This window comes from Paenibacillus sp. S33, assembly GCF_053615415.1.
Genome location: NZ_JBSIEZ010000002.1, coordinates 320732 through 335984, shown reverse-complemented (window position 1 = coordinate 335984; position 15253 = coordinate 320732). Strand labels below are relative to the sequence as shown.

The 15253-nt window shown below is 37.7% G+C and carries 17 protein-coding genes; 7 read left to right on the top strand and 10 right to left on the bottom strand.

Going from position 1 to position 15253, the window contains the following annotated elements; all coding sequences use genetic code 11:
• Positions 1-184 precede the first annotated feature (184 nt).
• On the top strand, positions 185-1162 hold the full coding sequence (locus ACWGXJ_RS26460) for a DnaA N-terminal domain-containing protein (protein WP_452568153.1): 978 nt from the start codon (positions 185-187) through the stop codon (positions 1160-1162).
• Between the two features lie 128 nt (positions 1163-1290).
• On the opposite strand, the gene ACWGXJ_RS26455 is transcribed toward ACWGXJ_RS26460, so the two are convergent.
• From ACWGXJ_RS26455 to ACWGXJ_RS26440, 4 genes are all read right to left on the bottom strand, one after another.
• The gene (locus tag ACWGXJ_RS26455; RefSeq protein WP_452568152.1) at positions 1291-1749 is read right to left on the bottom strand and encodes a hypothetical protein; all 459 of its coding nucleotides are present in this window, start codon (positions 1747-1749) and stop codon (positions 1291-1293) included.
• 530 nt (positions 1750-2279) lie between these two features.
• On the bottom strand, positions 2280-2570 hold the full coding sequence (locus ACWGXJ_RS26450; protein WP_452568151.1) for a DUF1648 domain-containing protein: 291 nt from the start codon (positions 2568-2570) through the stop codon (positions 2280-2282).
• Between the two features lie 101 nt (positions 2571-2671).
• Complete coding sequence (locus ACWGXJ_RS26445; RefSeq protein ID WP_258297688.1) at positions 2672-2899, bottom strand: ATP-binding cassette domain-containing protein; 228 nt, start codon at positions 2897-2899, stop codon at positions 2672-2674.
• A gap of 278 nt (positions 2900-3177) precedes the next feature.
• Positions 3178-4092, bottom strand: coding sequence for a copper amine oxidase N-terminal domain-containing protein (locus ACWGXJ_RS26440; protein WP_452568150.1), 915 nt, complete (start codon positions 4090-4092; stop codon positions 3178-3180).
• 623 nt (positions 4093-4715) lie between these two features.
• Between ACWGXJ_RS26440 and ACWGXJ_RS26435 the strand changes: the two genes are divergently transcribed.
• The 3 genes from ACWGXJ_RS26435 to ACWGXJ_RS26425 all read left to right on the top strand — a co-directional run bounded on the left by ACWGXJ_RS26435 (position 4716) and on the right by ACWGXJ_RS26425 (position 7544).
• Positions 4716-5141 carry a hypothetical protein gene (locus ACWGXJ_RS26435; RefSeq protein ID WP_452568149.1) on the top strand — a complete coding sequence of 142 codons (426 nt, stop codon included), beginning with the start codon at positions 4716-4718 and terminating at the stop codon, positions 5139-5141.
• Between the two features lie 812 nt (positions 5142-5953).
• Entirely contained in the window at positions 5954-6196 is a 243-nt protein-coding gene (locus ACWGXJ_RS26430; protein ID WP_452568148.1) for a hypothetical protein, read from the top strand.
• Between the two features lie 994 nt (positions 6197-7190).
• On the top strand, positions 7191-7544 hold the full coding sequence (locus tag ACWGXJ_RS26425) for a hypothetical protein (RefSeq protein ID WP_452568147.1): 354 nt from the start codon (positions 7191-7193) through the stop codon (positions 7542-7544).
• On the opposite strand, the gene ACWGXJ_RS26420 is transcribed toward ACWGXJ_RS26425, so the two are convergent.
• The 5 genes from ACWGXJ_RS26420 to ACWGXJ_RS26400 all read right to left on the bottom strand — a co-directional run bounded on the left by ACWGXJ_RS26420 (position 7473) and on the right by ACWGXJ_RS26400 (position 12742).
• A complete protein-coding gene (locus ACWGXJ_RS26420; RefSeq protein ID WP_452568146.1) occupies positions 7473-7835 on the bottom strand; it encodes a hypothetical protein in 363 nt (120 codons plus the stop codon). The two genes, ACWGXJ_RS26425 and ACWGXJ_RS26420, sit on opposite strands and share 72 nt — an antisense overlap.
• Before the next feature lie 481 nt (positions 7836-8316).
• On the bottom strand, positions 8317-9198 hold the full coding sequence (locus ACWGXJ_RS26415) for a copper amine oxidase N-terminal domain-containing protein (protein ID WP_452568145.1): 882 nt from the start codon (positions 9196-9198) through the stop codon (positions 8317-8319).
• Positions 9199-9387: 189 nt separating this feature from the next.
• Positions 9388-10299 (bottom strand): protein tolB, encoded by a 912-nt coding sequence (locus tag ACWGXJ_RS26410; protein WP_452568144.1) that lies wholly within the window; start codon positions 10297-10299, stop codon positions 9388-9390.
• 548 nt (positions 10300-10847) lie between these two features.
• Positions 10848-11729, bottom strand: a complete 882-nt coding sequence (locus ACWGXJ_RS26405; RefSeq protein WP_452568143.1) for a copper amine oxidase N-terminal domain-containing protein — start codon at positions 11727-11729, stop codon at positions 10848-10850.
• Positions 11730-11851: 122 nt separating this feature from the next.
• Entirely contained in the window at positions 11852-12742 is an 891-nt protein-coding gene (locus tag ACWGXJ_RS26400) for a copper amine oxidase N-terminal domain-containing protein (RefSeq protein WP_452568142.1), read from the bottom strand.
• 226 nt (positions 12743-12968) lie between these two features.
• On the opposite strand from ACWGXJ_RS26400, the gene ACWGXJ_RS26395 reads away from it, so the two are divergent.
• The 3 genes from ACWGXJ_RS26395 to ACWGXJ_RS26385 all read left to right on the top strand — a co-directional run bounded on the left by ACWGXJ_RS26395 (position 12969) and on the right by ACWGXJ_RS26385 (position 14582).
• On the top strand, positions 12969-13241 hold the full coding sequence (locus ACWGXJ_RS26395) for a hypothetical protein (protein WP_452568141.1): 273 nt from the start codon (positions 12969-12971) through the stop codon (positions 13239-13241).
• A gap of 654 nt (positions 13242-13895) precedes the next feature.
• On the top strand, positions 13896-14069 hold the full coding sequence (locus ACWGXJ_RS26390) for a hypothetical protein (RefSeq protein WP_452568140.1): 174 nt from the start codon (positions 13896-13898) through the stop codon (positions 14067-14069).
• 183 nt (positions 14070-14252) lie between these two features.
• Positions 14253-14582, top strand: coding sequence for a DUF4181 domain-containing protein (locus ACWGXJ_RS26385; RefSeq protein ID WP_452568181.1), 330 nt, complete (start codon positions 14253-14255; stop codon positions 14580-14582).
• Between the two features lie 415 nt (positions 14583-14997).
• Here ACWGXJ_RS26385 and ACWGXJ_RS26380 read toward each other — a convergent pair whose 3' ends face one another.
• Positions 14998-15162: an aspartyl-phosphate phosphatase Spo0E family protein gene (locus ACWGXJ_RS26380; protein ID WP_080902372.1), complete on the bottom strand. Its 165-nt coding sequence runs from the start codon at positions 15160-15162 to the stop codon at positions 14998-15000.
• Positions 15163-15253: the final 91 nt, after the last annotated feature.

Here is a 15253-nt window from a genome sequence, read left to right as displayed (position 1 = left end):
AAAAAAGCCCCTATCATTCACTCATTAGGAGTCTCGCGGCCTCCAAGCGTTGGGCTACTAATGAACAAGATTAGGAACTCACTTCCAAACATTATGTGGTTATTTTAACACACCATTTTTAAAAAGTGAAGTGACTCCTCTCTATTAAATTTTGCCTTTTACAGGTTTACGAGGAGAACTAGGTATGCATGAAAAAAATCTTAAAGGTAACTATTACAAACTTAGTTATTATCGACTTCGTCCTACTGGGGAGTCTGAAGCTAAGAAGCGTCGTATCGGTGATAAAGAGCAGATTTATACAAAAAAAGAACTGGAGAAAATCTTCCTCTCTGAAGAGGAAGTTCGCCAGTTTAGCCTTGATAAGCATGGGTCATCGCTCCCCCATATGGACGGTAATATTACCATCATAAATAACTATCTTATGGATTTCTGGGGTCACTTTTTTAATGCTGAAGGATTCGCTCTATATATCCATCTTAAACGGTATTGCTATGGTGATATTGATTACTGCTGGCCAGACTTGGATTTGATCGGCTCAAAATTAAAAAAATCCAGAAATACAATTAAAAAATACCTTAGCATATTGGAGCAGTATGGATTTGTTCTGATGTTTAATGTATTGAATAGTGACAAAAATAACATGGAGGAAAGTCCTCTCTTCAAAATTAGAAGACAGGTTCCCTTTTTACCACAAGAATTATACGAGAATCTTCCCCTTGATCTAAAAATTGAGCATGATAAATTCATGCAAAAATTGGTCGGCTCTCATAATATTTCTGGTGAACTGGAACGAAGTTTAGACTTTTCAGTTATTTACGACAATGTCCTGAAACAAGGTACTGTAGTCAGAAAACCTAAAAGTAATGAGAAGTTGCCTGCGGAAAGTATCGCAAAGCAAAAGCTGTTGAATGAACAAATAACTGAAGAGGATCGAAAGGTTTGGGATGATTTCTGTACACTTTTACTTCCTAGGTTAAGTAAACCTTCTTTCGATACCTGGTTCAAGAACAGTTTTTGCGTTAAGTCAGGCTCAGACTACGTTATTTACAGCCCAACTTCATTTACAAAAGAATGGCTAGAAACCAGACACAAAGATTTAATTTATGCGCTTTTTAATGAAGCAGGTGCTCAATTTGAGCATATAATATTTGATCATCTTTAAAGGAATAGCAGCTTGGCGCACATGTCTCAGCTGCTATTTTTTGCCTTGAAAATGGCAAGGGTAAAGTTTAAGAAATTACAGTTACACGGGTAGTACCCATTGAAGCTAACATTACCGGCAAAGTATCTTTAATGGAGGACTTTTTCAAGGTTTTTATGGAGTGATTCATAGTCGAATTTATTAGTTACCTTGTAATCATAAGCTGAATCCTTGGCTTCTTTATCAAATATAGTTATATCTGTGCTACTCCAGATAGTAATCATAAACCTAGGTTCACCGTTTACTCGAACTCTAATAGTATAATTATCATTTAAAGATGTAATACTATCCGATTTTTTTAACTTTAAGTTGGTGAATTCATTCATAATGTTCTTAATTTCTTTTTTATCAGTAACAACAGCACTTTTAATATCACCAGTTGATGTATCCTTAATAATATAAAGCGAAGTAATATCCTCAACATTTATACGATCCAGTACAACTTTTTGAAATGATGTATTCAAACCTAATAAGTAAATAGTACTCGGAATGCCTATCACTAAGACAATTACAACTATTGAAAGGATATTAATTGTACGCTTTCTCATTATCATCACTTCCTCCTAACATATCTTCTCTAACCACTTTCCTTTACATAAAAAGAGGCTCATGGAGTTTCTAACCCCATGCAAAATTATGATCGCACCCATGCCGATAAAATAAAAGATGTATTGCCCTGCGAGAATCATACACATTTTGGACCATAAATTCTGACTTGGCTTCAGAGGTAAGGACAACAACAACTGAATATCTCTGGAGAAATAAAACAAGGTCAATATTTGAAACAAACCAAAAACCATGGTAATACTATATAGACCGAGCAGAGCCAACTCTAAAAATTGTGTGTCTAGGCCCATCCCGCTTACTTCATCGTACATAGCTACCCACTCGTTTCCCGAGAGATTTACTATCAGAAATAAGCTGATAGCAACCAGAAGCAGAATAAGTAAGATGCTGTGCTTTCGTATTTACATTTTCATACAAGTTACTGTTCAACCATTGTATACGGATTAGACTAAAAATCTTGTTCATCTTACCCTCCGATCAAATCAAAACCATCTTCTCCGGTAGAACTGTCTTATGTATTATAAAAAATAAGAAGCACATCAAGACCCAAACAAATAACATTTAATAGAATCAAGGCTATATTTTTTGTTCTTTTTTTAGAGAAATACGCCAAAATACTCCCAATGGCTTGCAAGCCAGGAAGTAAGAAAATAAAAGAAAACTTACTTACATAATCATCAATCTGCCCACCACTGGTATGAGCGCCCACTTGAGACGGAAGATAGGGGGAGGCAAAAATATTAATCAATAAAGTAATGACGATAATCCCTGCACACATATACAAAACCGGGTCTTTTTTCAACGAAAATCCTCCTTTTAAGCTGTTTCAAAATCCAAATCGACTACTAATATATTCATCATGGGTTACTATGATAATCGTGCAACTTTTTTTGGGATGTGAGATTAATCATTAAATATCTCCTTACCATTCGCATCAATAAATGCAGTAGGTTCATCTAGAATAACAACTTTAGGCTGTCTATAAAGCAATTTGGCAATCGCAATTCTTTGGGCTTGTCCACCGGATATACTACTAACAATTTCTCCGATGTATGTATTTAATCCCTCCGGCAGGGTATTAATAAAATCTGCAATTTGAGCTTTGCTTACAGCACTTTGAACTCGGTCCATATCTATATCTTCACCCCCACCACAATATTATCCAATAAAGAACCACTTATTAAATACTGATCCTAAGGTTGATATATGACACTTCGATGAAAAGATTCCACATCTATTTCATAAATATTCTGACCATCAATAATGATAGTAGATTGGCTTGAAGCTTTAAAACATTTTCCGTGTCAGAAGAAACTCTGTGTGGCTGAAAACTAGGGATGCTAAAAGACACCCACATCTCGAAGGGAGTAGGTGTCGCGGCTATTTGTGAACTTTCTTGCAATTATCTTTTATAGTTGTTCCTCTTCTGGAATAGAGAAAAACATTTGCTTTGCCTGATCTTCAGTCGCTTCACCCAGACGAGTTTTTTTACCAGCTTTATCAATAGTCCCGAACGTGGTGTCACCCGGAACGCTATAATTATAATAAACTACGCCCTTTTGGATCGTGGGCATTTTTCCGCTTTGTTCAACAATTTTGTTGGTGAGGAACGGCAGGTTTGCATTTTTAGCTTCCTGTTGCAGATTCAGCCTTGCAGACCAGAGCAGCTCTACATGTGTATCAATGATACGATAGTAATTGACAATGTCAATATGTTGTTCAAAAAATTCACTGGATTGGTTTTTTGGGAAGTGGCGAATATAAGCCATACTATCCCCTTCTTCACCTGACAGTACATTAACTTTAACAATACGTGGAAGACTGTATGCACCATGACGAGCTAAAGAAATATCGCTAGATTGGATTTCTTTTAGCATCTCTTCTGTCGGTTTAGCTACGTAAACTGTACGATCTGGAGCATTCCAGTACACTTGAGAACCAGACGCATCTGCAATGAAACGCAGCGGTACCATAACTCGACCATTTTTCATTACGGAAGAGGTAGATAGCCTTACTTTCTTACCACCTACCAATGTCTCTTTTTTTCCTGCCACCAGTGTTGATATTGTTCCTTTATTATCTACAGTTACTGTTTTAGAAACATTGTTCCAGCTGATCGTTACGCCAGGAATCGATTTTATCATATTCAATTCCACCAACGTGGAACCATTCTCAATATATGGATCTGCATCCCCTGAAACGGGTTCGTTATTCACTTGTACAATAATGGACTTAGTGGCTGCCGCAGAAACGCCAGAAACACCACTAGCAAGCATACTAAAAGATATTGCAGATGCAAGAGCCGCTTTGGAAAAGGTATTCATAATTTTAGTCTCCTTAATAGTATTGTGTACTTAAACCATGGCCTTTAAGGGTTCAAGTGCAATCGAAAAGGAATTCAATCCTGGGATTCCGATCAAGGGTTTATACAAAGCATCTGATGCTATATTACTCCAGAAACACCCTTGCTAAAAATGATCTTTCCCATGATGAATTACTTCTTTTGTGAAGTATGTTTATTTTATAAAATTTTTACACCGATACTGTATTATGGTTGTAAATACAATAAGGGGAGAAAACAAATGCTGAAGAAGCTACAGAACCCCATTTTTCTTATTTGTCTAATATTTTTATTTTTCTTAACTTGGCGTATTATATATCATCCACCCCATTTTATTTATGATTGGTTGATGGGTTCCTGCGTCATCCGTTTGATTGGTCGAAAACTGTACGAAAAATATCAAGATACTTATCGGACTAGTGTTATAACTGATACGATTGTAGAATTGATTATGGTTATGATCTCATTCGGAATTATCCTATTTCTATTTATGTCACAGGAAACATGGTTGCATAAGTTGTTTTTTATTCTTGTAGGTGAATCAACCTTCCTCATTTACAGCGGCGTAACATTTAAAGAGATCTTACAAAAAAATAAGGTGAATTGATGAAGTATCGAACTATTAATATTGCTGTTGCTATTATTTTCGTACTAGCATGGGGCATTTATGGCACCTATTATTTTCTGAATTTAAATACCTCTATTCAAAAAGCTGTGTTGGATCAGGTCGATATGGATAATGTCTATCTTCAGATTATAAGAACGCACACTAAAATTACTAATGAACCAGTCGATTATAACGTGCATGTGATGGAAAAGACTGGAGTTAAAGCAATATTAGATCAATTATCTGGCATTGAGCTTAAAAAAACAAACGGAATGAATAACGGGGATAAAGTTCCTTTTTACTATACTATTATCATCCGCCCGAAAAGCAATCAGGATTCAACATCGAAGTATGAAATTACATTTAAGAATAATAAGTCAGTATCATCTTTGATCAGGAAAAAAATTATAGGCAGGAATATATGATAACAAACGAATTCGACTACCATTCGTTCAAAAATTCAATTGATGAACTTTTCCAAAGGGAGTAGTTAGTTTGTAATGAAAAAAGGTCAGTTGTCAAACTCAAACGACCTTTTTCTCAGTTATTTAGGAATCAATCTTAGAAAACTTCTCATCCGTTTCCAGAGTGTGCTTTTTGCATAACGCCATTACCCGAAATAAAACGAAGAAAGAATACCTCGCTTATGCGAGCTTTTTGATTCAAATCATCCTCCCCACGCCCGCACATACATTAACGGTGAATTGGAGTTCGATAGAAGAGAACATTTTCTTTTATATTACTTCTTAAACCGTCGTCTCGCCTTCTTTGAAGGGTTCCAGCAAAGTTCTACAGGCGCTTTATCACATACTACCCACGTCCCTTTCGGGGCGTTTGGAACGGTGGGAGCCTGGATGGCGTCACATCCATATCGGCTCCCACTTCGTTTTTTAGCTATGCATAGGAGTGAAGCTTCACTTCGCGTCTGGTTAGGACGCAAGTGGTCAAGCCCAAAACGTGACAACCCTCGTTACACTGATCCACCAGCATAGCCTCCACTTAGACCAGGTAGGTCTTTTACCGTGGTCTCTGTTCCACAGCCTGCACGGGCTCATGGTAGGCTTACGCTCTTGTCCACGAAAGAAAAAAGACAATAGAAAAGTAAGCCCTCGTTAATCCATTATTCAAAAATGGAAACTAACGCTGGTATATGTAAATCAGTCTAGCTAAATGTTGCTATATATGAATCAATAGCATATAAAAGCAGGACTGTAGTAAGGATTAGCTGGCATTTTCATTGCAAAATAAACTGGAAATAAGATATGATGATAATACGATTGTTAAAGGAGCTAAAAAAATGTCAGCACACATCTTTCCTTTTCCAAGATCGGCTAAGCAACCGGCTAAGGAAATTGACCCGTTTGAGGAAGCTCTTGCTGAAATGGAAGAAAGGCTAGGTGTTTCTGTTTCCGACTATTTAGGCTTTTCGGGAAATCCTGAAGAAACAAAAAAAAATCATAGAACGAAACATGAACCGTGAGACTTTTAAAATTCTCACTGATCTTAGCTATAACCGTTAAATTTTACGTGCCCATAGCCACAACCTTTCGGGTTGTGGCTTATTTTATTGCTAGTAGTTGAAGTATCTCTATAAGTGGATTTAAACGCGGGGATGTCTATGTTCCACCATTGAAAGAATCTGATATATCGCCCCCTCCACCTTTTTTATCCAAGGAAGACACAAACTTGTTACTCTATTTGATAGTGATAATCGTGATATGCCTGGTAAATTCTATCCTGGCTGTCCCTATTACATCAGCAGCTAAATCTTTGCCTCCGGGAATATGAAACGGTCTTTTGTACCTTTGGATAAAGCAAGGCATCCTTTTTTAGATCATATTCATACTTAGCGCCCTTCAGGCTATGCCTTTAACCAGGCACTAATTGGGTGAATACCTGTCGGCAGAGTTATGTATTTCGGACTTTGGTTTGCCCAACAAAAAAAGGAGTTGCCTAGCAGCTCTCCATAAATAGTCGTAGGATTTTATGGGATGAAAAGAGGTAATCCCAGTACCCTTTTTCAGAAAACATGATATAATAGTAATATGAATTGGAAGTCCAGGGTAAAATAAAAGTAGCTGCAATGTTGGACGCATTGCAGCTATAACAAAGGCCGGTGGGCAACCACGGCGTTATTTTCGCAAACGAAAAATCACCGGATTGTATAGGCGCTCACCTACTCCCGGTGGTTTTTCTTGTCTTGCGCTTGTTTCCAGGCGTTAAGCAAAGTATTCAGGCCAGTTGTTATACCGACCAACTTTAGCAACACATCTAGAAGTTTCAAACACAAATCAAGGAGTGACACAGCATCACCCCCTTTCGGGTTAGCTTTGCCGTGTCCCCACCGGTATCTCTGTCCTCTCTATTATACCATTTTTAGGTTGAATCAACTAACAAAGATTTCCCACCTGAACTTGTTCAGTTTTATAATGTATACCTTCGTTATGTAAGGAAATAGCAGCGGTGGCTACCGTATGAAATCCCGTTTTGCCAAGTTTCATAACTTACCAGAGCTGATGAGCATGTTTCGTCTCGTTGCTGATATTCAAACTGCCGATATGCTGAAATTCCCCGTTCCACGGCTAGAAGGCGATAAAGCTAGTGTCGTGGTCAGTGACAGCTCCCCCTACCAAGAGCATTTGATGGATGAGTTTGTTGAACGAGCCGAAAAAATTCGGAACAATAAGGTCGATGCCAAAGAGGACAACATGCTTAAGTTTACCCATGAAGCCAAGCTGATGTCCATTGATCCACGTCTAGTACATGAGGATGCCCCCGCCGATCCGATGTCTAAATTTAATCTTTTCATTACTAACGTTCCAATCTAAATATTTTAAATAAGATTCAGTTAGCTTTTCAACTGCTTCTTTTGTTGTTTTCTTAAAATAATTTCCCCTTGCATACTTTGGGTGTACATAACCATTCACAAAGGTTAGTACTTCTGATACCCTAATCCAAGAATCATGAGTTTTTCCCCTGTCGCTCATTATCAAGGCAACCCAAAAAAGACCATCTACAGAATGATTAAACGTTCCAATCGTATTTGAAGGGAAAGAAATTAGAATAATGATGCTAAAAATCGCTATTGCTAAGAACATAGCTGTCAATGCTTTTTTCATCCGTTAACACTCCTTTTATAATGATTTCGTACCTTCTAGTACATTGCGGTGTTTGTTATAAACTCCCTGTACATATCCATATTCTCTTACAATCCGTGGGCTGTGTGAACGAACGACAGAAACGTAGAGAACCTTAGCCACAGGGTGCTCTTGCCTGGCTTAGGCGTTGCGCTCTAGTTATCGGCGTGAGAGCGGCCAGCGGGTGCGTAAATGGCTTTAGGACGACGCTCTTGCCGCCGTAACAATGAGCCTGCTTTCCTTCCTGCTAACCGATTGGAAGCCAGTCACTTGCTACAGGCATCCAGGCTGGTTCAAACCAGCCTTTAGGGTTACAACCGACTCATGAAAAAAAGGGGCGCTCCTGGATTCCTCCAGAAACACCTCTACTAATTGTTATTCAGCCCTATCAACTTCCTAAAGCTTACGGATAGGAAACTAAGACGTCCTTATTGCTCAGGACGTCCAAAATGAAGTGAATAATCTATTTAATTTGATCTTTCCTTACTTCACCGGAAATAGGTACAATAATATCCGCTAATCCCGTAGTATTTTTAGGCAAAGCTTGCGTTACTGGCTTCTCGGTCCCCACTTTACCATATGTGACACTATGATCCACACGTTCTTGTAAAAAATAATATTGTGTTTTGTCTTCCGATGGACGCTTTCCTTTTTCTTTCATTTTCTTCCTCGAATCTTCTTCTACACCTTCCCAAACTAGATGTTTAACATCATCCTTAATTTCATAGTAAGTATATAAATTCCCAACAACATAATAATATCTCAATGCTTCTCCTTCAGGAAAGATATACTGATAATAAACACCCTCCTCGGTATTATTAAGTGTATTTTCATCCTTAGAAGGAAGATTTACAGCAATTTTACGTGCCGCCACCAAATCCGTACTTTGATACAACTTCTTATATTTTTCTACTTGGTCAGCACTCCGAATAATGACCGCATTTTTGTCCGCTTTCCATTTTACCTCTGCTTTAAAGGCTTCGCTGATGAAGCGCAAAGGCACAACAACGCGATTCTTGTTCAATTGAGCAGGCACATCCAAAGTAAGTGTTTTTTCTCCATAAGAAGCTTCTTTTTGACCGATCGTTAATACAAGTTTCTCTTTCACCCTAGGAGCATTGACAGTCACCGTCTTCTGGCCAGCATTCCAAACTAAATTGAGCTTAAGCGGCTTCAACGAAGCTAAAGAAACCATAGTTCTTCCTGCGATGGAAACAGGTGGAGCATCTGAATTAACTACCTCGCTATTGATCACCAATTGAATCGACGGTGCAGCAGAAAGCGGAACAGCAAATGTTAAGAGCATAACTAAACTAAGCATAGATGTAAGAAAGATTCTCTTCATACCTTAACCAACCTCCAAAAATTTGTAATAATTACACCCACTAAAAAAATTCAAAGAAAAGTTCATTAAAATATAATGTTTTTTGGTGAAAGCAATCAAAGCAGCTGGCGGCTCTGGTAAAGTAACAATAAGTGAAAGTTAAGATTTTTATACTTTATTCCAAACTAGCCCACATCTATTTGATGTGGGCTAGTTTTCATAAGGTTCACTTTTAAAATTCGGTGTTAATTGAGCTAGCTTCTGTTCATCGTTCTTAGATAAAGACCCCTTCTTTAAAATGGATTTTTTTGATTCTGAGTAAGTATAGAGTATTGCTTGTGGAGAATCGTCACCTTTACTCACAAAGTCAAAGCTTTTCCCCTCTTTATGCCAAACTATAGAGGAGATCAGTGTAAAATCCTTATCGGACACATGCGTATAGCCCTTACACTCTACATCGTATACTCCGATATAACTTGAACCTAGATCACCGATTCCAAACGCAATCTTTTTTCCATCTGGTGACCAGTTATATGCATCAATCTTTTCACTTCCTGCTCCGTCACTATTCATCTCAAACATGTTTACAAAAGTTTGAGCCCCATCAGATAAATTAATTAGAACAAGTCTACTACCCTCATGATCGCTTATATGGAGAGCTACCTGGTTGTTTTTGGATAAGGAAAGTGAATTAACTCTCAAAGGTCGTTGGTTGAGCTTGACAAGTTGCTCTCCGCGCTTACTTTTTATTTTCATAGAATCCACAACTTTATTGGCTTCGGCGGCTTCTCCCCCCTTAGCCTTAGTTAACTTTGCGGTAAAAGTAACATCTTTATTTCTCCATAGAATCTGTTTTCCCGAAACTACAACCTTAAATTTATCTTGATTATTATAATACTGTGAATAATTTATAGAATCCATCTTTTTGTCAGTAGCTATAGATGTTTCTATAGTTGCTTTTCCTTCAACTTTTTTTACACTTTCCTTTGTATTGTTGACCTCAATATTATTCATTTTGTTCTGAGGCCGTTGTTGATTTGAATTTGAACTTGCCTTATCACTGCACCCTGAAATCGCTAACGCCACTATCGCACCTACGGTCATAATCTGCACGAATTTCATAATTTCCTCCTTAATATATAGTGTCCGTTATTCCTATATTCTCTTGTATATGTAATCATATAAAGGTAAATACTAATAATCGAACACATAATCTAGTAATCTACTTTAAAATCAGTCACCTCTTTCCTTTCTTTCTAAATAGAATGGTATTGGACCCATTTATATATTTTACCATATATAATCCTTTTTATGTAATTAGTATACATAATATAGCATATTCGAAAGCAACGAAAGAAAGCATTCTGGTGTTTGTTCTTCCCTATTCCTATTTTCAAGGCTTTTCGCCCGTGGGTTGCATTAGGTGAGCATCAGGAACGTAGAGCGCCTTGAGCGGACGCTTTCTCCCGAAGTAAGCGCTCTAGGGCGAGCGATCCAGCGCATTCTATCATGTCTTGGATGGCGTTCTCTGCCGCTTTAGAGCTGGTTAAATGTAAGCCCGTTTTCCATGTTATGATCTGAAGCATTTCAGCCTGACGCGGAGATTCAAAAACCATATACGAAAGAAGACGCCCCTTGTTCACTGGGACGTCCAAAATGAAGTGAATAATCTATTTAATTTGATCTTTCCTTACTTCACCAGAAATAGACACAATAATATCCGCTAATACCGAAGCACTATCAGGTAAAGTTTGTGTTACTGACTTTTCGGCCCCTACTTTACCATATGTTACACTATTATCCACACGTTCTTTTAAGAAAAAATATTGCGTCTTGTCTACCGGTGGTCGTTTTCCTTTTTCTTTCGTATACTTCCCTGAATCTTCTTCTATACCTTCCCAAACTAGATGTTTTACATCATTCTTAATTTCATAATAAGTAAGTAAGTTGCCTACAACAGAGTAGTACCTTAAAGCCTCTCCTTCAGGGAAAATATACTGATAATAAACGTTCTCCTCGGTATTATGAAGCGTATTTTCATTATTCGAAGGAAGGTTTACAGCGATTTTACGTGCCGCCACCAAATCCGTACCTTGATACAGCTTCTTATATGTTTCTACTTGATCAGCACTCCGAATAATGACAGTATTTTTGTCCGCTTTCCACTCCACCTCTGCTTTAAAGGCTTCGCTGATGAAGCGTAAAGGCACAACTACGCGATTCTTATTCAATTGAGCAGGCACATCCAAAGTAAGTGTTTTTTCTCCATAAGAAGCTTCTTTTTTGCCGATAGTAAGCATAAGCTTTTCTTTCGCCCCAGGAGCATTAACAGTCACCGTCTTCTTGTCCGCATTCCAGACCAGATTAAGCTTTAAAGGCTTCAATGAAGCCAAAGAAACCATAGTTCTCCCTGCGACAGAGACGGGTGGAGCATCTGAAAGTACGACCTCGCTATTGATCAACAAATGAATCGACGGTGCAGCAGAAAGCGGGATGGCAAATGTTAAGAGCATGCTTAAAGTAAGCATAGATGAAAGAAAGATTTTTTTCATACTAATTAACCTCCAATCATTTGAAATTCACTAAAAAACCATTGATTCTTATACTTTGAATCCAAAGGCAAAATAAAGAACGTCCCTTGCTAATGACGTCCAAATAGACTGATTTAGTGTAGCTATTGCTTTCTTTTCTCATCAGGAATAGGTTGGACAATATCTGTATAGGATTGAGATTTTACAGTGAAATCTTTCTGTTGACCTTTTTCATCTTTATATACAGTTTTGATATTTCCATTCTCATCTTTAAACATCATGATATCAGTTACCCATGTGACGTAATTATAGCTAGGTCTCTTTCCAGCACTTGTTGCAATATCTTCCAAACCGGTGGATACAGTAAACTGCCAGACTGCCTTGGCCACTCCATCTTTAACTTCAACTACCGTATTACCAACATTGTTTCCATACATGTATCTAGAAGAATCCCCTCTCGGGAAAACGTAATTATATTCTTTATTAGCCCCCGGTTTTTCTAGAGAAGAAAGCGATTTGTAAGAGAATTGAATCGGTAACGATATAGCAGCCTGACGCGCTGCTTGTAAATCTTCTGCCTTTAAGCTCTCTTGGTCCACTTTATAATTACAGTCTTGAATAAATAAAATAGACCGAAGCTTCTCATAGCTTGCCTTGTAGCCAAAATTCTCCGAAATAAAACGAATAGGTACCAATATCCTTCCCTGGGACACTTGGACAGGGACATCAACCTGGACTGCTTTGTTATTTTTAAATGCTTCTTTTTTGTTAGCCATTAGCTTAATTTGATCTGTGCCTTTTGTAATGACTGCAGATTGACTTTTACTATCCCATTGATAGGTTACCCCAAGAGAAGCAAGCGTACGTATAGGAACCAAAACACGTCCGCCCTTAATAATAGGTGAAACATCAGTTGCTATAAACTTTCCATTCACATTCACCGCATTAACGGATATAGGATTGGCAGCATCAGCACTCGCCCAGGATTGAAATGTAAGTACGAAGAAAAACACAAACACAATAACCTTTTTCAAGATAAAGTACCTCCTTTTTCAATAAACACTCTTACATAAGACGTATCAAATATACAAAAGTTTCTAATCTATACCAACTTCCCCGGTCTACTTTCAAAACAGTTAAATCCATAAGCTCGGTGATTCTGCTGTTCCCCATCATCGTGCTGTTCTTTCTATGCCTACATGATGATTAGTTCCCCTCCAAACTCCTTAACCAATATAAATTTTTAGGAAGAATACTATCATGGGAACACCATCGTATGAGTATGCTAAATTCGCTAAAATTTACCCTGATACAGGAAGATACACGGATGAAATTTGCGCTCGTTTTATCATTGGATTTGAAATAACACGTTGGGATACTCTGCCGTCCAGTCTTCCGCCATGGAATCTGTCCTTCTCCAGACTTCAAATTTCAGACATGAGATTTAAAAAGGCAACAGGTGCTTGGAAAGACGTAAATTCAGCAAATGCGACAGCAAGATTGTCTCACAAATCACACCTCCTTCACCCGTAAATTTCAACGGTGTTGACGATGATCTGGAAAATGGACGATCTGCTGTTTCGATGAGCGTACAATAGATATAAAAATTGCAGTAATTAAAGCCGGCATACGCGACTTTACAAACCAATTATTAGTGTTAATTATATGATATCATTCCAGATCTCTTGGATTATTTAAGCTCAAATTTCATAGTGAGTTAACAAATGAAAAGAAAGCTTCAGACCGGATAAATCAGCCCGAAGCTTTCTTTGTTTCGTTCACCGCGTTTTACTTAACAGTATCAAGCTCCATATACTTTAGCTGTGACTAAGATTACTGCCTGGTAGCAGCGTCCATAGACTAAAATACATCAAAGTAAATCCCTCTACTATTATTCGCATAAACAATGGTAGCACCTTTACAATGCTTACTACTCAACCTGGTTACCCAAAAACCAAAGAATACCGGCAAGAGTTCCCCCGGATATTGCGAATTCTCACTGTACTTCATTTAGCGTTGCTACTGTACTGCTGATAATAAGCATTAGCACAACGGATGCCATCCAGGCTAATACAAATTCCTCTTTTTACCACCTACCTCCTAATAATATGATATAATTGTAATAACGATACATAGAATACATATATACCACTTTTGGCACACTTTTTTTAGAAGGAGTTTTCAATTTTGAAGAATATCGCAACAATCTTGGTCGTTGGATTTTTTACTGGAGTATTGACTATATATATACTTAATGGAAAGGTAGAACTAGATGGTTTATTAGTTTGCTTTTTAAGCGCAGGTATAGTAGCACTAGGCTTCCTAGCCGTATTTTTAATAAAAAAAGTGCGTAAAAAATGAACACACTCTAAAATGAGTCTGGATCTCCTGAACTTATTTTCATTCGCACACTACAGCGTTATCGCATATTGCTTAGCTGGCATATGTATAAAACCCAGCATTTGATACATATGTTTATTGATACACGAAAAATTTGTATTGGTGTAGTGTAGTTAAAAAAATTGGAAAAGTACGGTGATAGCAATGAGTTTTGCTCTTGTATTATTTATTGCTGCTGTGATTCAATTTGTTCTGGACAAAATTATCAGCAAACCAGATGAGAAGATATCAGACACGGACGGTTTTATCCCATATAGGTGGTCCATTGTGATTGGGGCTATTCTAGTAATTTTGTTAGTTCTTTTTGTTAAAGAACCTTATAAATATGTTTGGATTGGCGTATTACTTATTCTAGTGTTTGGTGTTCGATCTATCTTCCAATGGAAATATATTCGCACTTCACAAAAACATATTATATCACTATTGATGATGGCCATATCTGTAGTTGGTACAATTGTTTACGTTTTAATTTAACAAAAAAACAACTCCTGCAAATGCAGGAGCTGTTTTTTTGTTTGAACCAAACATTGGCTGCGTCTCTGATTATGGACCAGCGCCGGGAAAATCCAGCAATCTTTTGGATTCTCCCAGCGGTTTGCTAGTACTAGCGTAGCTGTCACCAGGGGCAAAATATTGGTCGTATTCTTGTCGCCCCCAGCTCGACGCGATCACCTCTTTCATGGAGAAACTTGAGAAACGTAGAAACTTGTTTTATAGGCAGCTTTTATTTTTCCAACTTCTTATTTACATTTTATGACATGAGAAAATGTATATAAATATCGCCTAAGGCATTTTATAGAATAATTATGATCGTTATGTGGGATGTGTAATAGTTTTGCATAAAAATGATGTAAGGATGTGATTTCTGACAGAAAATAATTATGTTTATTTATTTCTGATACATGCGATTGTGCTGATTAATTAGTTCGTCCAAAATCACAGACTGCTCAAGTACGCAAGCATGACCTAAACCATACTGTTCGTATAGGTCATGCAACCGTTCCCGTGCACTTTCCATCTGTTGATTTAGCGTTACGGTTTCATCTGCTTTCAAGCCTTCAACCTCCTAATGTATCTCATTTTAGGGGGCAATGAACAAATACATCATGATCATTTTTTCGTCGAAAAGCTACAACATATAACAA